Origin of the sequence: Klebsiella sp. MBT K-1 (assembly GCF_002556465.1) — a bacterium.
Lineage (GTDB): Bacteria > Pseudomonadota > Gammaproteobacteria > Enterobacterales > Enterobacteriaceae > Klebsiella > Klebsiella grimontii.
This window is the reverse complement of the sequence record NZ_PDEL01000018.1, coordinates 17,510-32,948: the sequence shown is the minus strand read 5'-3', so window position 1 is coordinate 32,948 and position 15,439 is coordinate 17,510. Positions and strand designations below refer to the sequence as shown.

At 45.9% G+C, this 15,439-nt stretch carries 19 protein-coding genes and 1 pseudogene; 13 read left to right on the top strand and 7 right to left on the bottom strand.

Annotated elements, in window-relative coordinates; all coding sequences use genetic code 11:
• Positions 1–73: 73 nt before the first annotated feature.
• From CMQ96_RS23535 to CMQ96_RS23520, 4 genes are all read right to left on the bottom strand, one after another.
• Positions 74–460 (bottom strand): putative zinc ribbon protein, encoded by a 387-nt coding sequence (locus CMQ96_RS23535; protein WP_098067413.1) that lies wholly within the window; start codon positions 458–460, stop codon positions 74–76.
• Between the two features lie 140 nt (positions 461–600).
• Positions 601–1,125 carry an inovirus-type Gp2 protein gene (locus tag CMQ96_RS23530; RefSeq protein ID WP_098067412.1) on the bottom strand — a complete coding sequence of 175 codons (525 nt, stop codon included), beginning with the start codon at positions 1,123–1,125 and terminating at the stop codon, positions 601–603.
• A gap of 246 nt (positions 1,126–1,371) precedes the next feature.
• Complete coding sequence (locus tag CMQ96_RS23525; protein ID WP_098067411.1) at positions 1,372–1,965, bottom strand: hypothetical protein; 594 nt, start codon at positions 1,963–1,965, stop codon at positions 1,372–1,374.
• Between the two features lie 95 nt (positions 1,966–2,060).
• Positions 2,061–2,267, bottom strand: a complete 207-nt coding sequence (locus tag CMQ96_RS23520) for an AlpA family transcriptional regulator (RefSeq protein ID WP_000213332.1) — start codon at positions 2,265–2,267, stop codon at positions 2,061–2,063.
• Positions 2,268–2,765: 498 nt separating this feature from the next.
• On the opposite strand from CMQ96_RS23520, the gene CMQ96_RS23510 reads away from it, so the two are divergent.
• The 13 genes and pseudogenes from CMQ96_RS23510 (at position 2,766) to CMQ96_RS23450 (ending at position 12,528) form a co-directional block, all read left to right on the top strand.
• Positions 2,766–3,872 (top strand): hypothetical protein, encoded by a 1,107-nt coding sequence (locus CMQ96_RS23510; protein ID WP_141522404.1) that lies wholly within the window; start codon positions 2,766–2,768, stop codon positions 3,870–3,872.
• Positions 3,873–3,995: 123 nt separating this feature from the next.
• Positions 3,996–4,871 (top strand): GTPase family protein, encoded by an 876-nt coding sequence (locus CMQ96_RS23505; protein ID WP_098067408.1) that lies wholly within the window; start codon positions 3,996–3,998, stop codon positions 4,869–4,871.
• Between the two features lie 243 nt (positions 4,872–5,114).
• Positions 5,115–5,831 (top strand): YafY family protein, encoded by a 717-nt coding sequence (locus tag CMQ96_RS23500; RefSeq protein ID WP_098067407.1) that lies wholly within the window; start codon positions 5,115–5,117, stop codon positions 5,829–5,831.
• Positions 5,832–5,866: 35 nt separating this feature from the next.
• The gene (locus CMQ96_RS23495) at positions 5,867–6,319 is read left to right on the top strand and encodes a hypothetical protein (RefSeq protein ID WP_000734321.1); all 453 of its coding nucleotides are present in this window, start codon (positions 5,867–5,869) and stop codon (positions 6,317–6,319) included.
• 71 nt (positions 6,320–6,390) lie between these two features.
• Positions 6,391–6,864 carry a hypothetical protein gene (locus CMQ96_RS23490; protein WP_098067406.1) on the top strand — a complete coding sequence of 158 codons (474 nt, stop codon included), beginning with the start codon at positions 6,391–6,393 and terminating at the stop codon, positions 6,862–6,864.
• A gap of 113 nt (positions 6,865–6,977) precedes the next feature.
• Complete coding sequence (locus CMQ96_RS23485) at positions 6,978–7,799, top strand: DUF932 domain-containing protein (RefSeq protein WP_098067405.1); 822 nt, start codon at positions 6,978–6,980, stop codon at positions 7,797–7,799.
• A 30-nt stretch (positions 7,800–7,829) separates the two neighbouring features.
• Positions 7,830–8,270: an antirestriction protein gene (locus CMQ96_RS23480; protein WP_098067404.1), complete on the top strand. Its 441-nt coding sequence runs from the start codon at positions 7,830–7,832 to the stop codon at positions 8,268–8,270.
• Positions 8,271–8,282: 12 nt separating this feature from the next.
• The gene (gene radC / locus CMQ96_RS23475; protein ID WP_098067403.1) at positions 8,283–8,825 is read left to right on the top strand and encodes a DNA repair protein RadC; all 543 of its coding nucleotides are present in this window, start codon (positions 8,283–8,285) and stop codon (positions 8,823–8,825) included.
• Between the two features lie 10 nt (positions 8,826–8,835).
• The gene (locus CMQ96_RS23470) at positions 8,836–9,177 is read left to right on the top strand and encodes a type IV toxin-antitoxin system YeeU family antitoxin (protein WP_098067402.1); all 342 of its coding nucleotides are present in this window, start codon (positions 8,836–8,838) and stop codon (positions 9,175–9,177) included.
• 20 nt (positions 9,178–9,197) lie between these two features.
• Positions 9,198–9,284 (top strand): annotated as a pseudogene (locus CMQ96_RS23465) (TA system toxin CbtA family protein); the annotation flags it as partial.
• Positions 9,285–9,747: 463 nt separating this feature from the next.
• Entirely contained in the window at positions 9,748–9,987 is a 240-nt protein-coding gene (locus CMQ96_RS23460; protein WP_225733977.1) for a hypothetical protein, read from the top strand.
• A complete protein-coding gene (locus tag CMQ96_RS23455) occupies positions 9,968–11,683 on the top strand; it encodes an AAA family ATPase (protein WP_098067401.1) in 1,716 nt (571 codons plus the stop codon). Before CMQ96_RS23460 ends, CMQ96_RS23455 begins: the two co-directional genes overlap by 20 nt.
• Before the next feature lie 2 nt (positions 11,684–11,685).
• Entirely contained in the window at positions 11,686–12,528 is an 843-nt protein-coding gene (locus tag CMQ96_RS23450; protein WP_098067400.1) for a hypothetical protein, read from the top strand.
• 927 nt (positions 12,529–13,455) lie between these two features.
• Here CMQ96_RS23450 and CMQ96_RS23440 read toward each other — a convergent pair.
• The 3 genes from CMQ96_RS23440 to symE form a co-directional block, all read right to left on the bottom strand.
• On the bottom strand, positions 13,456–14,199 hold the full coding sequence (locus CMQ96_RS23440) for a hypothetical protein (protein WP_098067399.1): 744 nt from the start codon (positions 14,197–14,199) through the stop codon (positions 13,456–13,458).
• Between the two features lie 164 nt (positions 14,200–14,363).
• The gene (locus CMQ96_RS23435; RefSeq protein ID WP_004098173.1) at positions 14,364–14,798 is read right to left on the bottom strand and encodes a VOC family protein; all 435 of its coding nucleotides are present in this window, start codon (positions 14,796–14,798) and stop codon (positions 14,364–14,366) included.
• 146 nt (positions 14,799–14,944) lie between these two features.
• Positions 14,945–15,268 carry an endoribonuclease SymE gene (symE, locus tag CMQ96_RS23430; protein WP_098067398.1) on the bottom strand — a complete coding sequence of 108 codons (324 nt, stop codon included), beginning with the start codon at positions 15,266–15,268 and terminating at the stop codon, positions 14,945–14,947.
• Positions 15,269–15,439: the final 171 nt, after the last annotated feature.

Genomic DNA, 15,439 nt, shown 5'->3' with positions numbered 1-15,439 from the left:
TTCTGTACTGGCGGCATGCCCAACGGTGATGTAATGATCCCGTTGGTGGTGATAAAGTATTTCTATATTTTCATCATGCTGCATCTGTTGGTTGGCTGAAGTCTCCGGTGCTACAGGTCAGACAATAGCGTTCACCATAGTAATCGATCGCACATTGTGAGCAGTGCCAATCGGCTTTACTGGCCTTGGGAGCGGCATTGCAGTGGATGAGTTGCAGGCGTCTAACAAGGTGCATTTCACCCGCATCCGGATTGGCATAGGGACAATGCTGTCGACCATTGCTGGTGAGACCCGTTTCGGTGTGTTCGAACCACGGGCGTTCGGTGTCGTATTCAGGATGGTATTGCATTGTGCTGTTGCACAGATGGCAGGTATAGCGATCGTAAGGCGCTGTCTGCGCAGTACGAGCTCCGGTCAGGCGACCGTTACCGTCGAGAGCAATAAAGGATTTAGCAAACATAGTCATGTTCCTGCAGGCAGGCGTAAGCCGTCCTTGAAGGGCAAACAGACGCCATGCGATTGAATGGATTAAGGGGATTGAAAGGGGAACTGCGGAGTGGTTGTCACACTATGAATTGCTGACGTAAAAAACAGACTGACTCAGAAGTCAGTCTTGCGTGGTCGTCCGGTTGCTGGTCGCTCAGGGACCTCATTGCAACCAAACAACGGCAGCCCCTGCTTTTGTTGAACTTTGGCCATATACGCCAGCACCTGCCGGATATTGGCGATACTGCCCGGATCGCTGTAACGCACCGGAATATTGATATTGGCCGTGTAATGCTCTTTAAACTCACATCGGTGATACCAGCCTTCCCGCTCAGTGATATCACTCCAGTGCAAACCTGCTTGTTGAGCCCAGGGATATGTGTTCTGGGTTTTACAGCCATCCAGCCAGAAGACAACGTGAGCGTGGTAGTGGTGATCTTCAGTCCATTCGATAACCCAAAAGAAACCGACCACCGCTTCGGGTTGCATCATACGGTTCATCAGCTTTCGGATATCCCATTCGAGCTGCTGGTGATCCTGCAGGAAATACTTAGCGGTATGATCCTGGTAAAACAGATCTGTTCGGAATGCCCGCAGGCAGGAATAGCGCTCTACCAGTTTGTCGATATGGTTGTTCAGGAGTGACTGTAGAAACCAGTCTGGCTCCCATCAGTTGTTTGTTTTGCATAGGATGAGTTTCTTTAGTGCTGGCGAGGGCCAGCCAGTGGAATACGCCAGGCCTTCAGCAAGGGCCATGGCTGGGGGAACTGCATGGATTTAGGGGATGGTTGTAAAAAGGGAGTGCCTATTAATTATATTAATTAACCTAAATTAATTTTCACTCCCCAATAACCCTCAAATCCCTTGCAGGACTATGGATGAAGCCTAACGCAGCGGTTCAGCTGTCGTTCGCCACGCAAAGCAGACGTACTCGTCCATCAGGCTGGTCAGCGCAGGGTTTTCCGCCTGTCGGTTATTGATCCAGATATCCATCTCTTTGTCTTTTTTGAACCTGAGGTTGTCGGTCCAGTCATCAAGGCAATTACCCAGCATCAAATCGTACCAGCAAAGCCAGACCAGCTTCAGACGCAGCTCGCTACCGCTGAACTGGCGGAACAAACTGATGAGCTTATTTGCCAGAGGGCGTTGTTTTAAACGCACGCACTCAGACAGCAAAATCCCCTCCAGCATGGGATGGTGAGCCAGCAGATGCTCCTGGGTAAATAAACTGACGATCAGGTCATCATTAACAGTCAGTGGGGCTGCTGCTCTGCCATAAATAATCCGGTGCAGACACTGGGGAACAACAGCAATAACCTCTTCCTCTCCCGGAAACTTAAGGCTACCAACCGTCAGGGTATGGTGATGATATATATTCTGGTGGCACATACCCGATCTGACCGTCAGCTTCGTAAAATCGGTCAGCCAGGTCTGGTAACATTTATAAAGTTCTTCGTAACGAGGCTTGTAATCTTTCATGTTCATATTCCTTCTGGCTTAAATGACAGACAGCAGAAAACCTCCGGAGCAACCGGATAGTCATTATTCTGCTGAGGGTTTAGTCTGGTGGGAGGTTATTTACGGGACTGATCGATTCGTTCCTGTAGCCAGTTTTCGACTTCGCTTTTTAACCATCGGGAGCTTCGGCCCAGCTTGATGGGTTTGGGAAAGACTCCATCCTTAATGAGCTTATAAATCCACTTATCTGTCATTTGCAGCAGACTGGTGATAAATGCCATGTCAACGAACTGGTCTTCGGTCAGTGAGGGGCGGGTAGTCATGATTCGTATCTCCGGTTAAGAAAGGTAAGCCGGATTAGTGAAGTTTGATAACGACCACTGCTCCGACATACCTACCGGGCTGATACGTAAAAAAAGCGAGGTACATTGACCTCCTGTCGCCTCCGGTCAACTGCAGAAAGTGGTCACCTCGTTTCATAACCTTTTTGTGACCACACGCCCGGGCCCGCTCAAACAAATACCTACGCAAGAAGAAGCCACTTACCACGATCTTTTTCCGTAAAGCCAGAAATGAAAAAACAAAGCAACCAAAGCTGACAATACGATGTAAAAATCCGTAAAAAAATAGCTGCAAAGCCCATTCCACCGTTGTTTAAACCATAAAATACCCTACGGATTTATTATGCTTTTTAATCATATTTTATTTGTTTAATGTTTGCTTTCACTATGTGATCATCTGTACTGTTTTCACTATTTTGTTGATGTTAAAATTCACTTAAATCAACACAAATACAAATGATAATTATTTAATATATGACAATGAAAGAGAAATCAGAAAAAGAAATTGAGAATGAGAATCGATCAAATAGAAAATATAAAACTCTCAGGGGACTGGAAAAAGAACTGAGGTGGTTAAAAAAAGAACAGAGGGCGTGTCACTTTTTTCTGTTCCATCTGATTACGGAATATCCACTATGGACAGTGCCGGGTAATAAAAAAGCGGACGGCACAAATTTAAGCGAATTATCAGCATCAGAAAAAGAATTCCTGGGCAAAATAACATTTCATTCTGATACCCCATTAAAGCAGGCAGAACCTGAATTTTTACCCTTATCAGCGGATATACTCGAAGAATTAGAAAAACGCATTGACGAACTTCCTGGCATTAAAAATGAAGCTAAAGAAGATATATTTATTGAAGATAGTCAGAGGGGAAATACTAATCTCTGTACCAAAGAACGAGTTAATAATGATAGTAATGTCAGTAAATTACCGCCAGCAGATATATTGTTTGCAAATGGTATAGCTAACCCGCACTCAGAGGAAATAATAAAAAACAGCCTCTACAGTATCATTTATATTTTATATTTTACATGTCAGGATGATAATCAAAGGCTAAAGATAATAGACAGAATTACCCTGTTGTGGGGTGAGTGTCGGAAAAGATATCCATTTCCTTTTGCCTGGCTCAATAGTAATAACAAAGAGCATTGCCAGTGGCTCTGGGACGAAATGCATAAGCGATGTATCGGTGTTCCATTCCTCGCTCGTGACCATATTCAGCAGTGGCATTTTCTTGTGGCAACATTCGATAACTGGAAAGGCTGGACAATGATTCAGAGAGAGTATTTAACGGAAAAGAATCCGAAACGTAATACAGGAAAACTCCTTTCGGGCGGTCTCGATCCGGACAGGGTAGAATTTGAACACAAAACTATCCTGCTTGATGAGCTTAAAAGTGCATGGGAGCAAAAGGAAAGAAGAGTCAGAAGAGCGAAGGAACCAGCCGCTGTGAAGTTGACCAAAGCGGCTCAAAAAAAACTTGAGTATATTGCGCACGTAGAGAAAACCATACCGAAGGAAATCCTTAACGAGCTGATTAACAATGCTTTTAATGATGCGAAGAGTAAATCCCGGCAATCATAAAGCAATATGATGGTGGCAATAAGCTTCATTCAAAATAATTTCAGACAGATATTATCTCCGTGAATCCCCCGCCTCCCTGACCGGTGCGCGGGGATTTTTTATTTTTCACGCTGAGAACCCTGTATGACTAAACCTCACGGCCTTCAGGCCCTGGAACAACCGCTGGCGTCGCTTCCCGATACGCTTCGCCAGCTTATTCTTGAACGTATTCAGAACCTCACCCACTACGAGCCGGTGATTGGCATCATGGGAAAGAGTGGTGCCGGTAAGTCCTCGCTCTGTAACGAACTCTTTCGGGGAGAGGTCTCTCCCGTCAGTGATGTGAATGCCTGTACCCGTGACGTGTTGCGCTTCCGGCTGCGCAGCGGTCGTCACAGCCTGGTGATTGTTGATTTACCGGGTGTGGGAGAAAACGGACAACGGGATCAGGAATACCGCGCCCTGTACCGGCGTATGCTGCCGGAGCTGGACCTGGTGCTGTGGGTCATCAAGGCCGACGACCGGGCGCTGTCGGTGGACGAGCAGTTCTGGCGCGGTGTGATGCAGCCTTACCAGCAGCAGGTGCTGTTCGTGCTGAACCAGGCCGACAAAATCGAACCCTGTCACGAATGGGATACCCGAACCAGCACGCCTTCAGCGCAGCAACGGACAAATCTTCAGGAAAAGCAGACCGCCATTACCGCAATGTTTAAGCCGCACCACCCGGTCTGCGTGGTATCCGCCTGCAGCGGCTGGGGCGTGGAGGAGATGGTGGCAACCATGATGCGCTGTCTGCCTGACCGCGCCACCAGCCCGTTGGTGACACAACTGCAAGGGAGATTCTGCACAGAGCCGGTAAAGTCGCAGGCCCGTGACAGTTTCGGTGAAGCTGTGAGCCGGGTTTTCGATACCGTAGAATCATCTTCGTTCATGTCTGCATCGCTGAAAACGGTGATTCGTAGCGTGCGTGATGCGGTGGTGTCGGCCGCTCGGGCCGTCTGGGACTGGATATTCTTCTGATATCGCAATTTTCTCTGCGAATGATGAACTGGTTGTTAATGATTTGTTGATTGTGGACACGTCCTTTCCATTGCGTTTTATCATCAACTAAATCAGGAGAAGCATCATTATCTGTCAGACGAGCGCTCATAAGGCCGGGCTGCTCATAAAAAATAGTTCCGATGTTGTCCATACCCTGTCCACCCCTTCCTTTAAAGTAATCATTATTAATTCAGATAGTTAACTTCTCAGGAGAAATCTTTCATGACGCTTCAGGAGCGGCGACATGACCGGCTTGCCGTCAGGTTGTCGTTGATTATCAGCCGTCTGGTGTCCGGTGAAACTCTGTTTATTCGCAAACTGGCAACTGAATTTGGGGTGTCAGAGCGCACGTTACGTCGTGACTTTCGGGAACGTCTGATGTATCTCGACCTGGATTATTACCAGGGGCAGTGCAGTCTGCGCTCAGATATTCACAGTACGCGGCAGGAAATAGATATTCTGACCTTCGCTCACCGCACAGGGTTGGCCGGGGTTTTCCCGGGCTTTGACCGGCGACTGGTCAGCAGCCTGCTGGACTGTGATGAGCGACCCTGTCTGGTATGGCATCAGGACAGACCTCATCCCCCGGCAGGAAAGCTCTGCTTCTACAGGCTGGTCAGAGCTATTTCGGGATGTCAGCGCATCACCGTTCTGACTGAAGGGGAGCGTCATGAGGCCATCGCACCTTACCGACTAATCGCTCTTAACGGTTACTGGTATCTTGTCGCTGAACATAACAGGCAATTACGTGTCTTCCGGCTGGATGAGATTCATCTGGTAATGCCATCGCGGGAAACATTTATTCGCAGTGAGCTTCTCTATCAGCTGTCGGAGGACAAACATTTTATCTCTGCCTTACCTCATTTCCGTTTTATTCAGCAGTCGCTGAATTCATTTTCTCCATCAGAAAGTCGGGGGCAATCCGGACAAACTGATTAGAGATGGTCTCCACAATTGAATGTAAGGTTAATCTAATGAAAAAATTGAAATTATTGTCTTTACTACCAGTCATGTTTTTCCCCTTACTTATCGCAGGTAATGCTCACGCAGCACGTCCTTATAGCGGGTTCCTGCCTGCGGCAGTGAATAATAAAAGTGGGAATATATTCTGGTGTGATGCCCATCGACAGGTCAGAAAACTGTGTACAGCGACGGAAGTAGATTCAATGGGATGGTTTATTGTTGTTCGCTCGAAACCTTCCAGAGATTGTCCGGGGGGAATATGGGGGTGGATCACTCCCAGTAAAGACGATGTGGCAACAGGGTATACCATTACGCCAGGTAAAGAATTCAATCTCACCATGAAGGATATGTGCAGTCCCGATATGAAAGTAACGTTCCGCCCGAATAAAAAGGACCCTCGTTATGACGATCTTGTCGGGATTTATGCCGGAAAAGAAGCGTTTCGCTACAAACAAATAAAATAATCCAACTGTTTTTTCATTACTTTATTGTTTTAAACAACAAAAGCTTTATTACATGATTTGAGGACAACATTATGAGACTGCCTTACGTAATAGTTACATTAGCTATGCTGGCTTCTGTATCAACAGCACAGGCTATTCCCAATATGTGGACGAGTGGTTTTGGGATGGGGGTGACGGAATACATTATCAGTAGCCCCGAGAAGGTCATTTTTAACCTCAACTGCACCGGTAATCCGGATGAGCAAAACATTCTGCAGCATGGCGTATTAGTAACCCTGCCCAATGGTACGATGCTGGATTCTCACGATGACGGAACCGACATCACCGTGGTGATGGATGACAGCCAGTATCCGTTACCGTCATCCCTGGGCTGGCGAAACGGTGATAATGCCTGGGTGTCATTTATTGACGCACTGGGGCAGACAGCAAATTTCGATGTTTATGTCAGCGATAAAAAAGTAGGCACTTTCAGTCCGGGTCTGAAGAATACGCAAAAAGAGCTGTCTGACCTCAGTGAGTGCCGGACCACACACTACAGCGATTAATTATTCACACTTCAGACCTCTCCAGCCCGCTACGCATCAACACCAGATAGCAACAGGCCATGTTCCTTCGGGAACATGGCCTTTTTATTTCATTATCAGATAAGGAGTTACCCATGCGATTAGCCAGCCGCTTTGGCCGTATAAACCAGATACGCCGTGACCGGCCTCTGACCCACGAAGAACTGATGAGTCATGTCCCCAGCGTGTTCGGGAGTGACAAACATGAATCGCGCTCGGACCGTTATACCTATATCCCGACCATCACCATCCTCGAAAGTTTGCAGCGGGAAGGCTTTGAGCCGTTCTTTGCCTGCCAGGCAAAAGTTCGCGACCAGAGCAAGCGGGAGCACACCAAACACATGCTTCGCCTGCGTCGCGCCGGTCAACTGACCGGCCATCAGGTACCGGAAATCATTCTGCTTAACAGCCATGACGGCTCATCAAGCTACCAGATGCTGCCAGGATTGTTTCGCGGCGTCTGTACCAACGGCCTGGTCTGCGGCCAGTCATTCGGAGAAGTGCGGGTACCGCATAAAGGTAATGTCGTCGAGAAGGTGATTGAAGGGGCTTACGAGGTGCTCGGGGTCTTTGACCGGGTGGATGAGAAACGCGATGCAATGCAGTCGCTGGCGCTGCCTGCACCAGCCCGACACGCATTGGCAAATGCCGCGCTGAAATATCGCTTTGGTGAGGGCCACCAGCCGGTCACGGTATCGCAGTTGCTGACCCCTCGTCGTCGGGAGGACTACAGCGATGACCTGTGGACCGTCTACCAGCGTGTGCAGGAGAACCTGATAAAAGGTGGTCTGTCAGGGCGAACCGCTCAGGGGAAAAGCAACCGCACACGTGCTGTTACCGGCATTGACGGCGATGTGAAGCTTAATCGCGCCCTGTGGGTTATGGCAGAAAACATGCTCGAATTTTTCGGGCGTTAAACAACCGTTCCCGCATAAGGAGATAGTTTAATGGATACACAAAACCCTGAGTTCGCTGAGCAGGCAGCAATTACTGCCTCGGTGGTCCCTGACGAGCTACGCATCGGCTTCTGGCCGCAGCACTTTGGCTCCATCCCACAATGGATAACCCTTGAGCCCCAAATCTTCGGCTGGATGGAGCGCCTGTGCGCTGATTACAGCGGCGGCGTCTGGAGTTTTTACACACTCAACAATAGCGGCGCATTTATGGCTCCGGAGCCTGACGGTGAGAAATGGACGTTGTTCAACCCGATGAATGGCAACGGCGCGGAACTTACTGGAGAAGCGGCAGGGATAGTCGCCTGCCTGATGGCATACAGCCACCACGCTTGCCGCACCGAGTGTGACGCGATGACTGAACACTATTATCGCTTACGCGACTACGCGCTGAACCATCCGGAATGCAGCGCCATTATGCATCTCATCGACTGAGGGATACCGAACATGAATACCGCATTATCCCCGCTGTCATCTCAGCCTGAACTCTTTCCACTGGCGATTATGGCCCAGCATGGTTGTTTGCTCCCCGCGACCTCCGGATTAACCCCCTATGCCCAACGCACCATTCGTCGTGCCATCAACCTGCTGGATAAATATCTGCGCCAGCCCGGCATATCCTTTACTTCAAGTACGGCAGCCCGTGACTGGCTTCGGTTACAGCTGGCCGGACAGGAGCGGGAAGTGTTTATGGTGCTCTATCTCGATAACCAGCACTGCTTACTGGAGAGCGAAACGCTGTTTGCCGGTTCGGTTAACCATGTCCAGGTCCATCCCCGTGAGGTAGTGAAGTCAGCGCTTCGCTTCAATACTGCAGCTGTCGTGCTGGCGCATAACCATCCATCCGGTGATCCGGAGCCCAGCCAATGCGATCGCAACATTACGGGCAGGCTTAAAGAAGCGTTAGCACTGGTTGATGTGAACATTCTCGATCATCTGGTTGTCGGTTCAGATGGTATTGTGTCGTTTGCAGAGCGAGGCTGGATATGAGGGTACTTCAATGAAATCTACAGACTCAGAGAACGATTCATTTCTCCAGTGGGGGCTGAATCGTAATGTGACGCCTTGCTTTGGCGCTCGTCTGGTACAGGGGGGAAACCGGCTGCACTATCTGGTTGACCGGGCCAGCATTACCGGTGAATTCAGTAACGCAGAATCTTTGAAGTTGGATGAAGTATTCCCACATTTTATCAGCCAGATGGAGTCGATGTTGACTACTGGTGAAATGAATCCTCGCCATGCCCACTGTGTCACCCTGTACCACAATGGTTTCACCTGCGAAGCCGATACACTTGGCAGTTACGGCTACGTATACATCGCCATTTACCCCACTCATCGTTAGCTACTTTCACAAGAGCAAATATGAAAACTCTACCTGCAATAACTCCGCAGGCGGCGACGCTATGTCTGTCGCCCGTGGCTGTCTGGCTAATGTTACTTACTCATCTGCTATCGGCATAGTCTTTACCAAGATGACTATAAACGGTGGCTTAGCGTCCGCTTCGTGCTAGGAGCGGACTTTTCTAACGCCGCTGATGTATTAATCTTTGGAGAGCAGTCCTTATTTATAAGATAAATTTACAGGTAAGCTGAGTTTTACAGGGGCAATTTGGATATCGGAAATTGTTGTACGGCAAGCCTGTCTTTCGAACAGGCTTATATATAGCAATGAGGTTTACTCCCGCGCAATTAACAGTTAACAGTTTTCCATCGATTTTGTCTAATCGGATAACTTATTTAAGAGCGAAAACCTAAAAGCGATAGTCACTGGCGTTAAATCAACCACTTACGCACCACCATTGGTTAAATAATGCGCTTCACGTACAAAAATTTCCGATATCCAAACTGACCCCTAAAGGAGTTGCATGATGAAAACCATTAAGATCACTCCCCCTGACGGTCTGGAGGGTAAGTGGAACTGGTCCTCAATGTTACCGACGACGTCAAGCTGGATGAGGTAGCGGAAACTATACGTAGTTTGCGCCAAGATTCAGCAACCGGAACCGTTAACACCGTCGAAGCAGACAGCTATTTTGTTCTTCGCAGTGCCGAGCTTGCCGGGTGGTATGTGAAATGGCCATCTATTGAGGGCGGTGACGAAGACGATGATAATTTTGGTTATGAGCTGAGCGATGATTTTATGGTCAACTAACGAGAAAGCCCGCTTTGTAGTCAAAAAATTAAAAATTTTAACCCTACATAAATTGTTGGTAGCGGAAAATTATGTATTTTTGTATAATTTATTTTTTCAAAATATATTGATGGGGGGTAAAAAATTGAAATTTGTAAAAGCTGATATACTACCTCAAGTTGGTCTTGGTAATACAGTTTATTTAATGAAAAGTAGTTGGAATGATTGGTATTATTGGGAAACTAAGTACCTTCTTCTTTACAGTGATAATCAAGGGCGTTATAACACAATAGGAGAGGTGAAAATTGGCCAAGATCGAATGAAGCCAGAATCAGAGTGTGTATCGAGCGAAGAAAAAATTTCGTATTGTAAACCGATAGTTGATGATGTATCTGAAGGATTCTCTGATGATTATTTTTCATTAGGTCAAACTGAAAACTATTATGAAACTCTAAACTTATTATCTCCCGGTGTTAAAAAGGCCATTCTCAAGGGGATGAGAGATATTTCTTATGACTTGAATATTTATCGTAAGTTCAGAACCCACCCTGCTATGATTCATTCTGTTCTTAGAGAAATAAGCGAAAGACATATATTTGATAGTTTGCATAATCTTGCAAAAGGGCACGAAAATAATAACGAATTCAGATTTTCATATTTATTCCCCTTTACTGACCATGAAGATAAAGAAGTTCGTTTAAGTTTTGGTGTGGTTCCGAATACAATGCCACCGAGCAATATACATGCAATAATAGGAAGAAATGGAGTTGGTAAAACAACTTTATTTTCTGGGTTTATAAAAGGCGTTATAAGAAATAAGGCACTGGAGGATAAATACGTCGGACTTCTGCAAGTGCCTAACGATATTGGTGAATGGATTAGTAAACCGGAATATTTTACATCACTAACTCTTCTTTCCTATAGTCCCTTCGATAAATTTGGTCCTGTGGCTCCGAGCGAAATACCCAGCGGCTTAAAGTATGAATATATTGGTCTGATGGAACGAGTTAATGGAAAACTAATACCAAAATCGTTCGATACCTTACATAAAGATTTCTGTGAAAGTATGCGAGAATGTCTCGTCGGCGCGAGAAGAAAAAGATGGAAGGACTGTCTTCTAATTTTAGAAAATGATCCTCTTTTTAAGGAAATTGGAATATCTAACCTCGCAGAGCTTATCATAGATGATACAGCTCAGGATTGGAGCGATAAGGTACGTGGATTTCTAAATAAATTTAGCTCTGGACATTTAGTAACATTAATCAGTATCACTAAGTTAATCGAAGTTACCGAAGATCGTTCTTTAACTCTTATTGATGAGCTTGAAGCTCACTTGCACCCACCTCTTATATCTGCATATATTCGTGCAATTTCACATTTGATGAGTGAAAGGAATGGTGTAGCGATTGTAGCGACACACTCACCCGTTGTACTTCAGGAGGTTCGTTCAGATTGTGCCTGGATTTTAAACAGGACGGGTAAGTATGTAAGCGCAAATAGACCACAGATTGAAACTTTTGGAGAGAATGTTGGTACCTTAACAAGGGAAGTGTTCAGTCACGAAGTAGTAAATACAGGTTTTTATAAGATGATTACTGATGCATCTGAGGCTTATAGTGATTTCGATGCGTTGAATAAGCATTTTGATGAGAAGTTAGGCGGAGAAGCAAGGGCCCTAGCTCGCTCACTGATTCGTATTAAAAAGAGTGAGAGTTAACAATGATACATTTAACTCTTCCAGCATTTGATGATCTGGATATTTTTAAAAAATGCGCAATTGCACATGAAAAAATCACATTATATGACTACAACGCGGTAATGCCATTAATAAAGGGTTTGTATAATGACTATCATACTCTTCTTCAAAGTGGTGACATTGTAAAACTGCAAAGATCGAATGCTTTGGGTAAATTCAATGATGCGTTAATGAAGTCGTTATACTCTCAGCATTTGGTAGGTAAAGGTGCTATTTGTAGAGATTATTACGATAAACTGCTAGCATCTTCACCATATAAAAAATGCCCTATGTGCTCAGAAAGCATAGTGACAGCGATTGACCATCACGCCCCAAAGCAAACTTATTATGCTTTTTCTGTATTTACAAAAAATCTTGTCCCAATTTGCTCTAGGTGTAATGAAGCTAAAAAAAATACAATGCCTAACTCGCTTAAAAAGCAATTTATACATCCATATTATGACGACTTCTCGAAAGAAACATGGTTTGAAATGATATTTCTAAGTAAAGACCCAATAGAAATAGATTTCATTTGCCTACCAAATAAACAATATGATGAAAAAGTAAGGCTAAAGCTTCATAGCCATTTTACAAAGCTAAAACTGAATGAGCTTTACTCTTCCAACGCATTGGTAAAGTTGGGAGATTTAAAAAATACATTCTCCAGTTTCCTGACAACTAAAGATTGGGTTTCTGTTAAAGAAGAAGTTGAACATATGTTTGAAACTGTTCATCGTAGACCAGATTCGTGGGAATATGCTCTTTACAAAAAACTCTTGGCAGAAAAATGGTATATCGAAGGTGGGTTCGATAATATAGAAGAGTGAAAGTTGGGGCTCGCCGGTATAACTTATGGGTGAGTCTTCGATTAGTTAAGTACAGTAAATAGTATGATTGGAGTGGTAGGAGAGACCGACCGGCACAAAATTAATATCATCATCTAAATCCATTGGGGCTCACTTTGCTGCTGAGTCGGACCTCTGCCGCTAAACTGAATCGCCACTGATCTTCAAGGCACTCTAATAATAGTATTTTCACGCATCACTATTGCATGCAGTCATAGTGTCCGCTTCTCGCTCATAGCAGACTACAAGCGTTTAGATTCTGCCCACCTTGTACCAGAAGTTGTCAATGCTAGTATTGCGATGTATCGATCAACAAGTGAAGGTTAGGAGAAATGATTGTAACTAGGGAAAGTATGAAAAAATGGATCATCGAGTGTCTTCAGGAACGGGGTGGTAGTGCTTGGCCACGTGAAGTCTCAAAGTATGTATGGGACAGCTACGAGGCTGAGCTTAGAGATTCGGGCGATATGTTGTATACGTGGCAATATGACATTCGTTGGGCCGCTCAACAGTTGAGAAACGAGGGTACTCTGAAACCAGTAAATAGACGCAGAGATTTGCCATGGGAACTAGCATAGCAAAGTAAGGTTAATGTTAACGTTCATATCTCGGCTAGATCTGACTTTTTTCTGAGTGGATACGAATTGATTCCTCTGAAGATAACTTTCTTGCCTGCGTGAATATTGCTTTGATAGCCATATCGGTGTTCTACTGATATGGCTTTATACCCACTCGCAATGTCTATTTTTTGTACGGATTTTAACTTGTGGGTACAAGTGCGGGTATAACTATTTATTCCTCTTTATAAACTATATTGATATCAGTCTATTGGGTGTAAAATTCGAGTCCGGCCTTCGCACCAAATCCCCCAATCAGTCCACTAAAATACTTTTTTGTATCTGCATTTCATCATTTGAAAACCTCCTGTTGAGGCGTCTGTTCTTCTGGCTCCGATGTGGCTAGCACAGCGCGCTCCCCACTTTCCACCCCCGCTTCATCCTCACACCACCTTTCAAACAGCCTGGCGAATCTGGCGCTTTGCCAGGTTTCTCCAACCTGGCTCAAGATAAAGCCAGTGACCACAATAGCGGAAATAAAGTAAAACAGTGAAAATGCGATAACCGAATTTACGCCCCCGCTGGCCAGTAACGATTGTATTGTCGTCCACCAGGCGCAAGCAAAAATGACGATTGAAAATAGCCAGAAACACCCGCTAACGATGTGAAAATTTTTAATTTTTTTAGCATCTACAGAAAAATGATTTTCTTCACAACGATATAAGGATGGGTTTTTAAGGAAACTTATTAATCGTATATCATATGAGCCGATATTTTTATCAGCGATAAAAGCGATCAGCTGATGGGCGTGCCAGACAGGAAGAGTAATCCCGATCTGCTCATACAAAAACTTTATTTGTACTGTCTGATGCGTCCTCGAGAGTTTAGTGTCGGGTATGTCAGCGTTCGCTATCTCAGCGATTTTATTCAGCACCTCTATTTTCGTTTCAATAGGTACCTTTTCGAAGCGAATTTTTCGCTTTGCTGGCGGGCTGGACATCACTTTTCCCGCCCAGTCGATGATCTTTTTAGCCACATATAAAACCGCGGGTAGCAATACCAGCTTTGCAATATCTATCTCGTTAATGGCTCCCATCGTTATTCCTTTATAAAATGAATACGCAATGAATTTACAACACTGAATTTATTTTATGTAGCCCTCATTATTATGAGGGCTTCGATATGGCGAATTCCTGGGCTGGCTGCTGGTCTGACTTAATGCCAACCGCCCAATACGGCCCTGCCCGGAGGTCGTTATGCTTAAAGACTGAAGCCAATCTCCACCGATGCCGCACTGCGTTCCCCCTCGCCATGGTAAACCGCTTCGATGTTGTTACCATCGGGATCGAGTACAAAGGCCGCGTAGTACCCCGGGTGATAAGTTCGCTCACCGGGCGCTCCGTTATCACTGCCGCCGTGTGCCAGCGCCGCCTGGTAAAAAGCATCCACCGTCTCACGATCCCTTGCCTGGAAAGCCAGATGATGGCGTCCTGTCGGCTTACCTGCGGAACCGGGGCTATTAATGGATGAAACAACAAGCTCATCAGCCCAAAAATAATCGTCGTAGGTATTCACTACAGGGATCTCAAGGACCGCCAGCACGGCTGTATAAAACGCTTTGCTAGCCTCGAAATCATTTACCACAAGCTGGATATGGTCGATAAGCCTGCCGCGATGTAATCGGTAAGTCTCCATGATGGTTTCCTCATTCAGTCGTATTAACAGGTATTTATCCGTTATCTAAAAGGAGCGTTGTACGGATTTGATGGATGAGTACAGGTCCGGAGTGGCGATATAGAGAATGGCATTAAAATCCTGTCTGTCACCGCAATCCTGACCCCTCAACCCCGTCCCCCAATCACCCCGATAAACTCTCTGACCTGCTTCTGCTTCCTGGCCGACAGCTTCTCCACCCTGCGCATCGCGGCTTCCAGCTCCGGTTCCGGCTCAACCGCCGTCAGCACAATACAGCCCTCCATCACCCGCACCTCCACCCGGGTGCCGGTCGTAAACCCTGCCGCCGCCAGCCACTGGCCCTTCATGACCAGCGCCGGAACAAGGCGACGATCTGGCAAACGTCTCACATAACTCACCGTCAACTGACGCTTATTTTTCTGCGATACTTCTGGATCAAACGAATCTACAATACAATCAGCATTAGTCATGGTTGCTATTCCTGGTAAATAGTAATTGTGATCAGCGGTGCGGGTGTGTTGGCGCACATTCGCACCGCGCTAAATAACACCTGTAAACCTAACCAGTAATAAAAATAAAGTCCAGACTTTAATCGGACATAATAAACGCTTTTAACCGCAAATTAAGAATTAACAGAATAC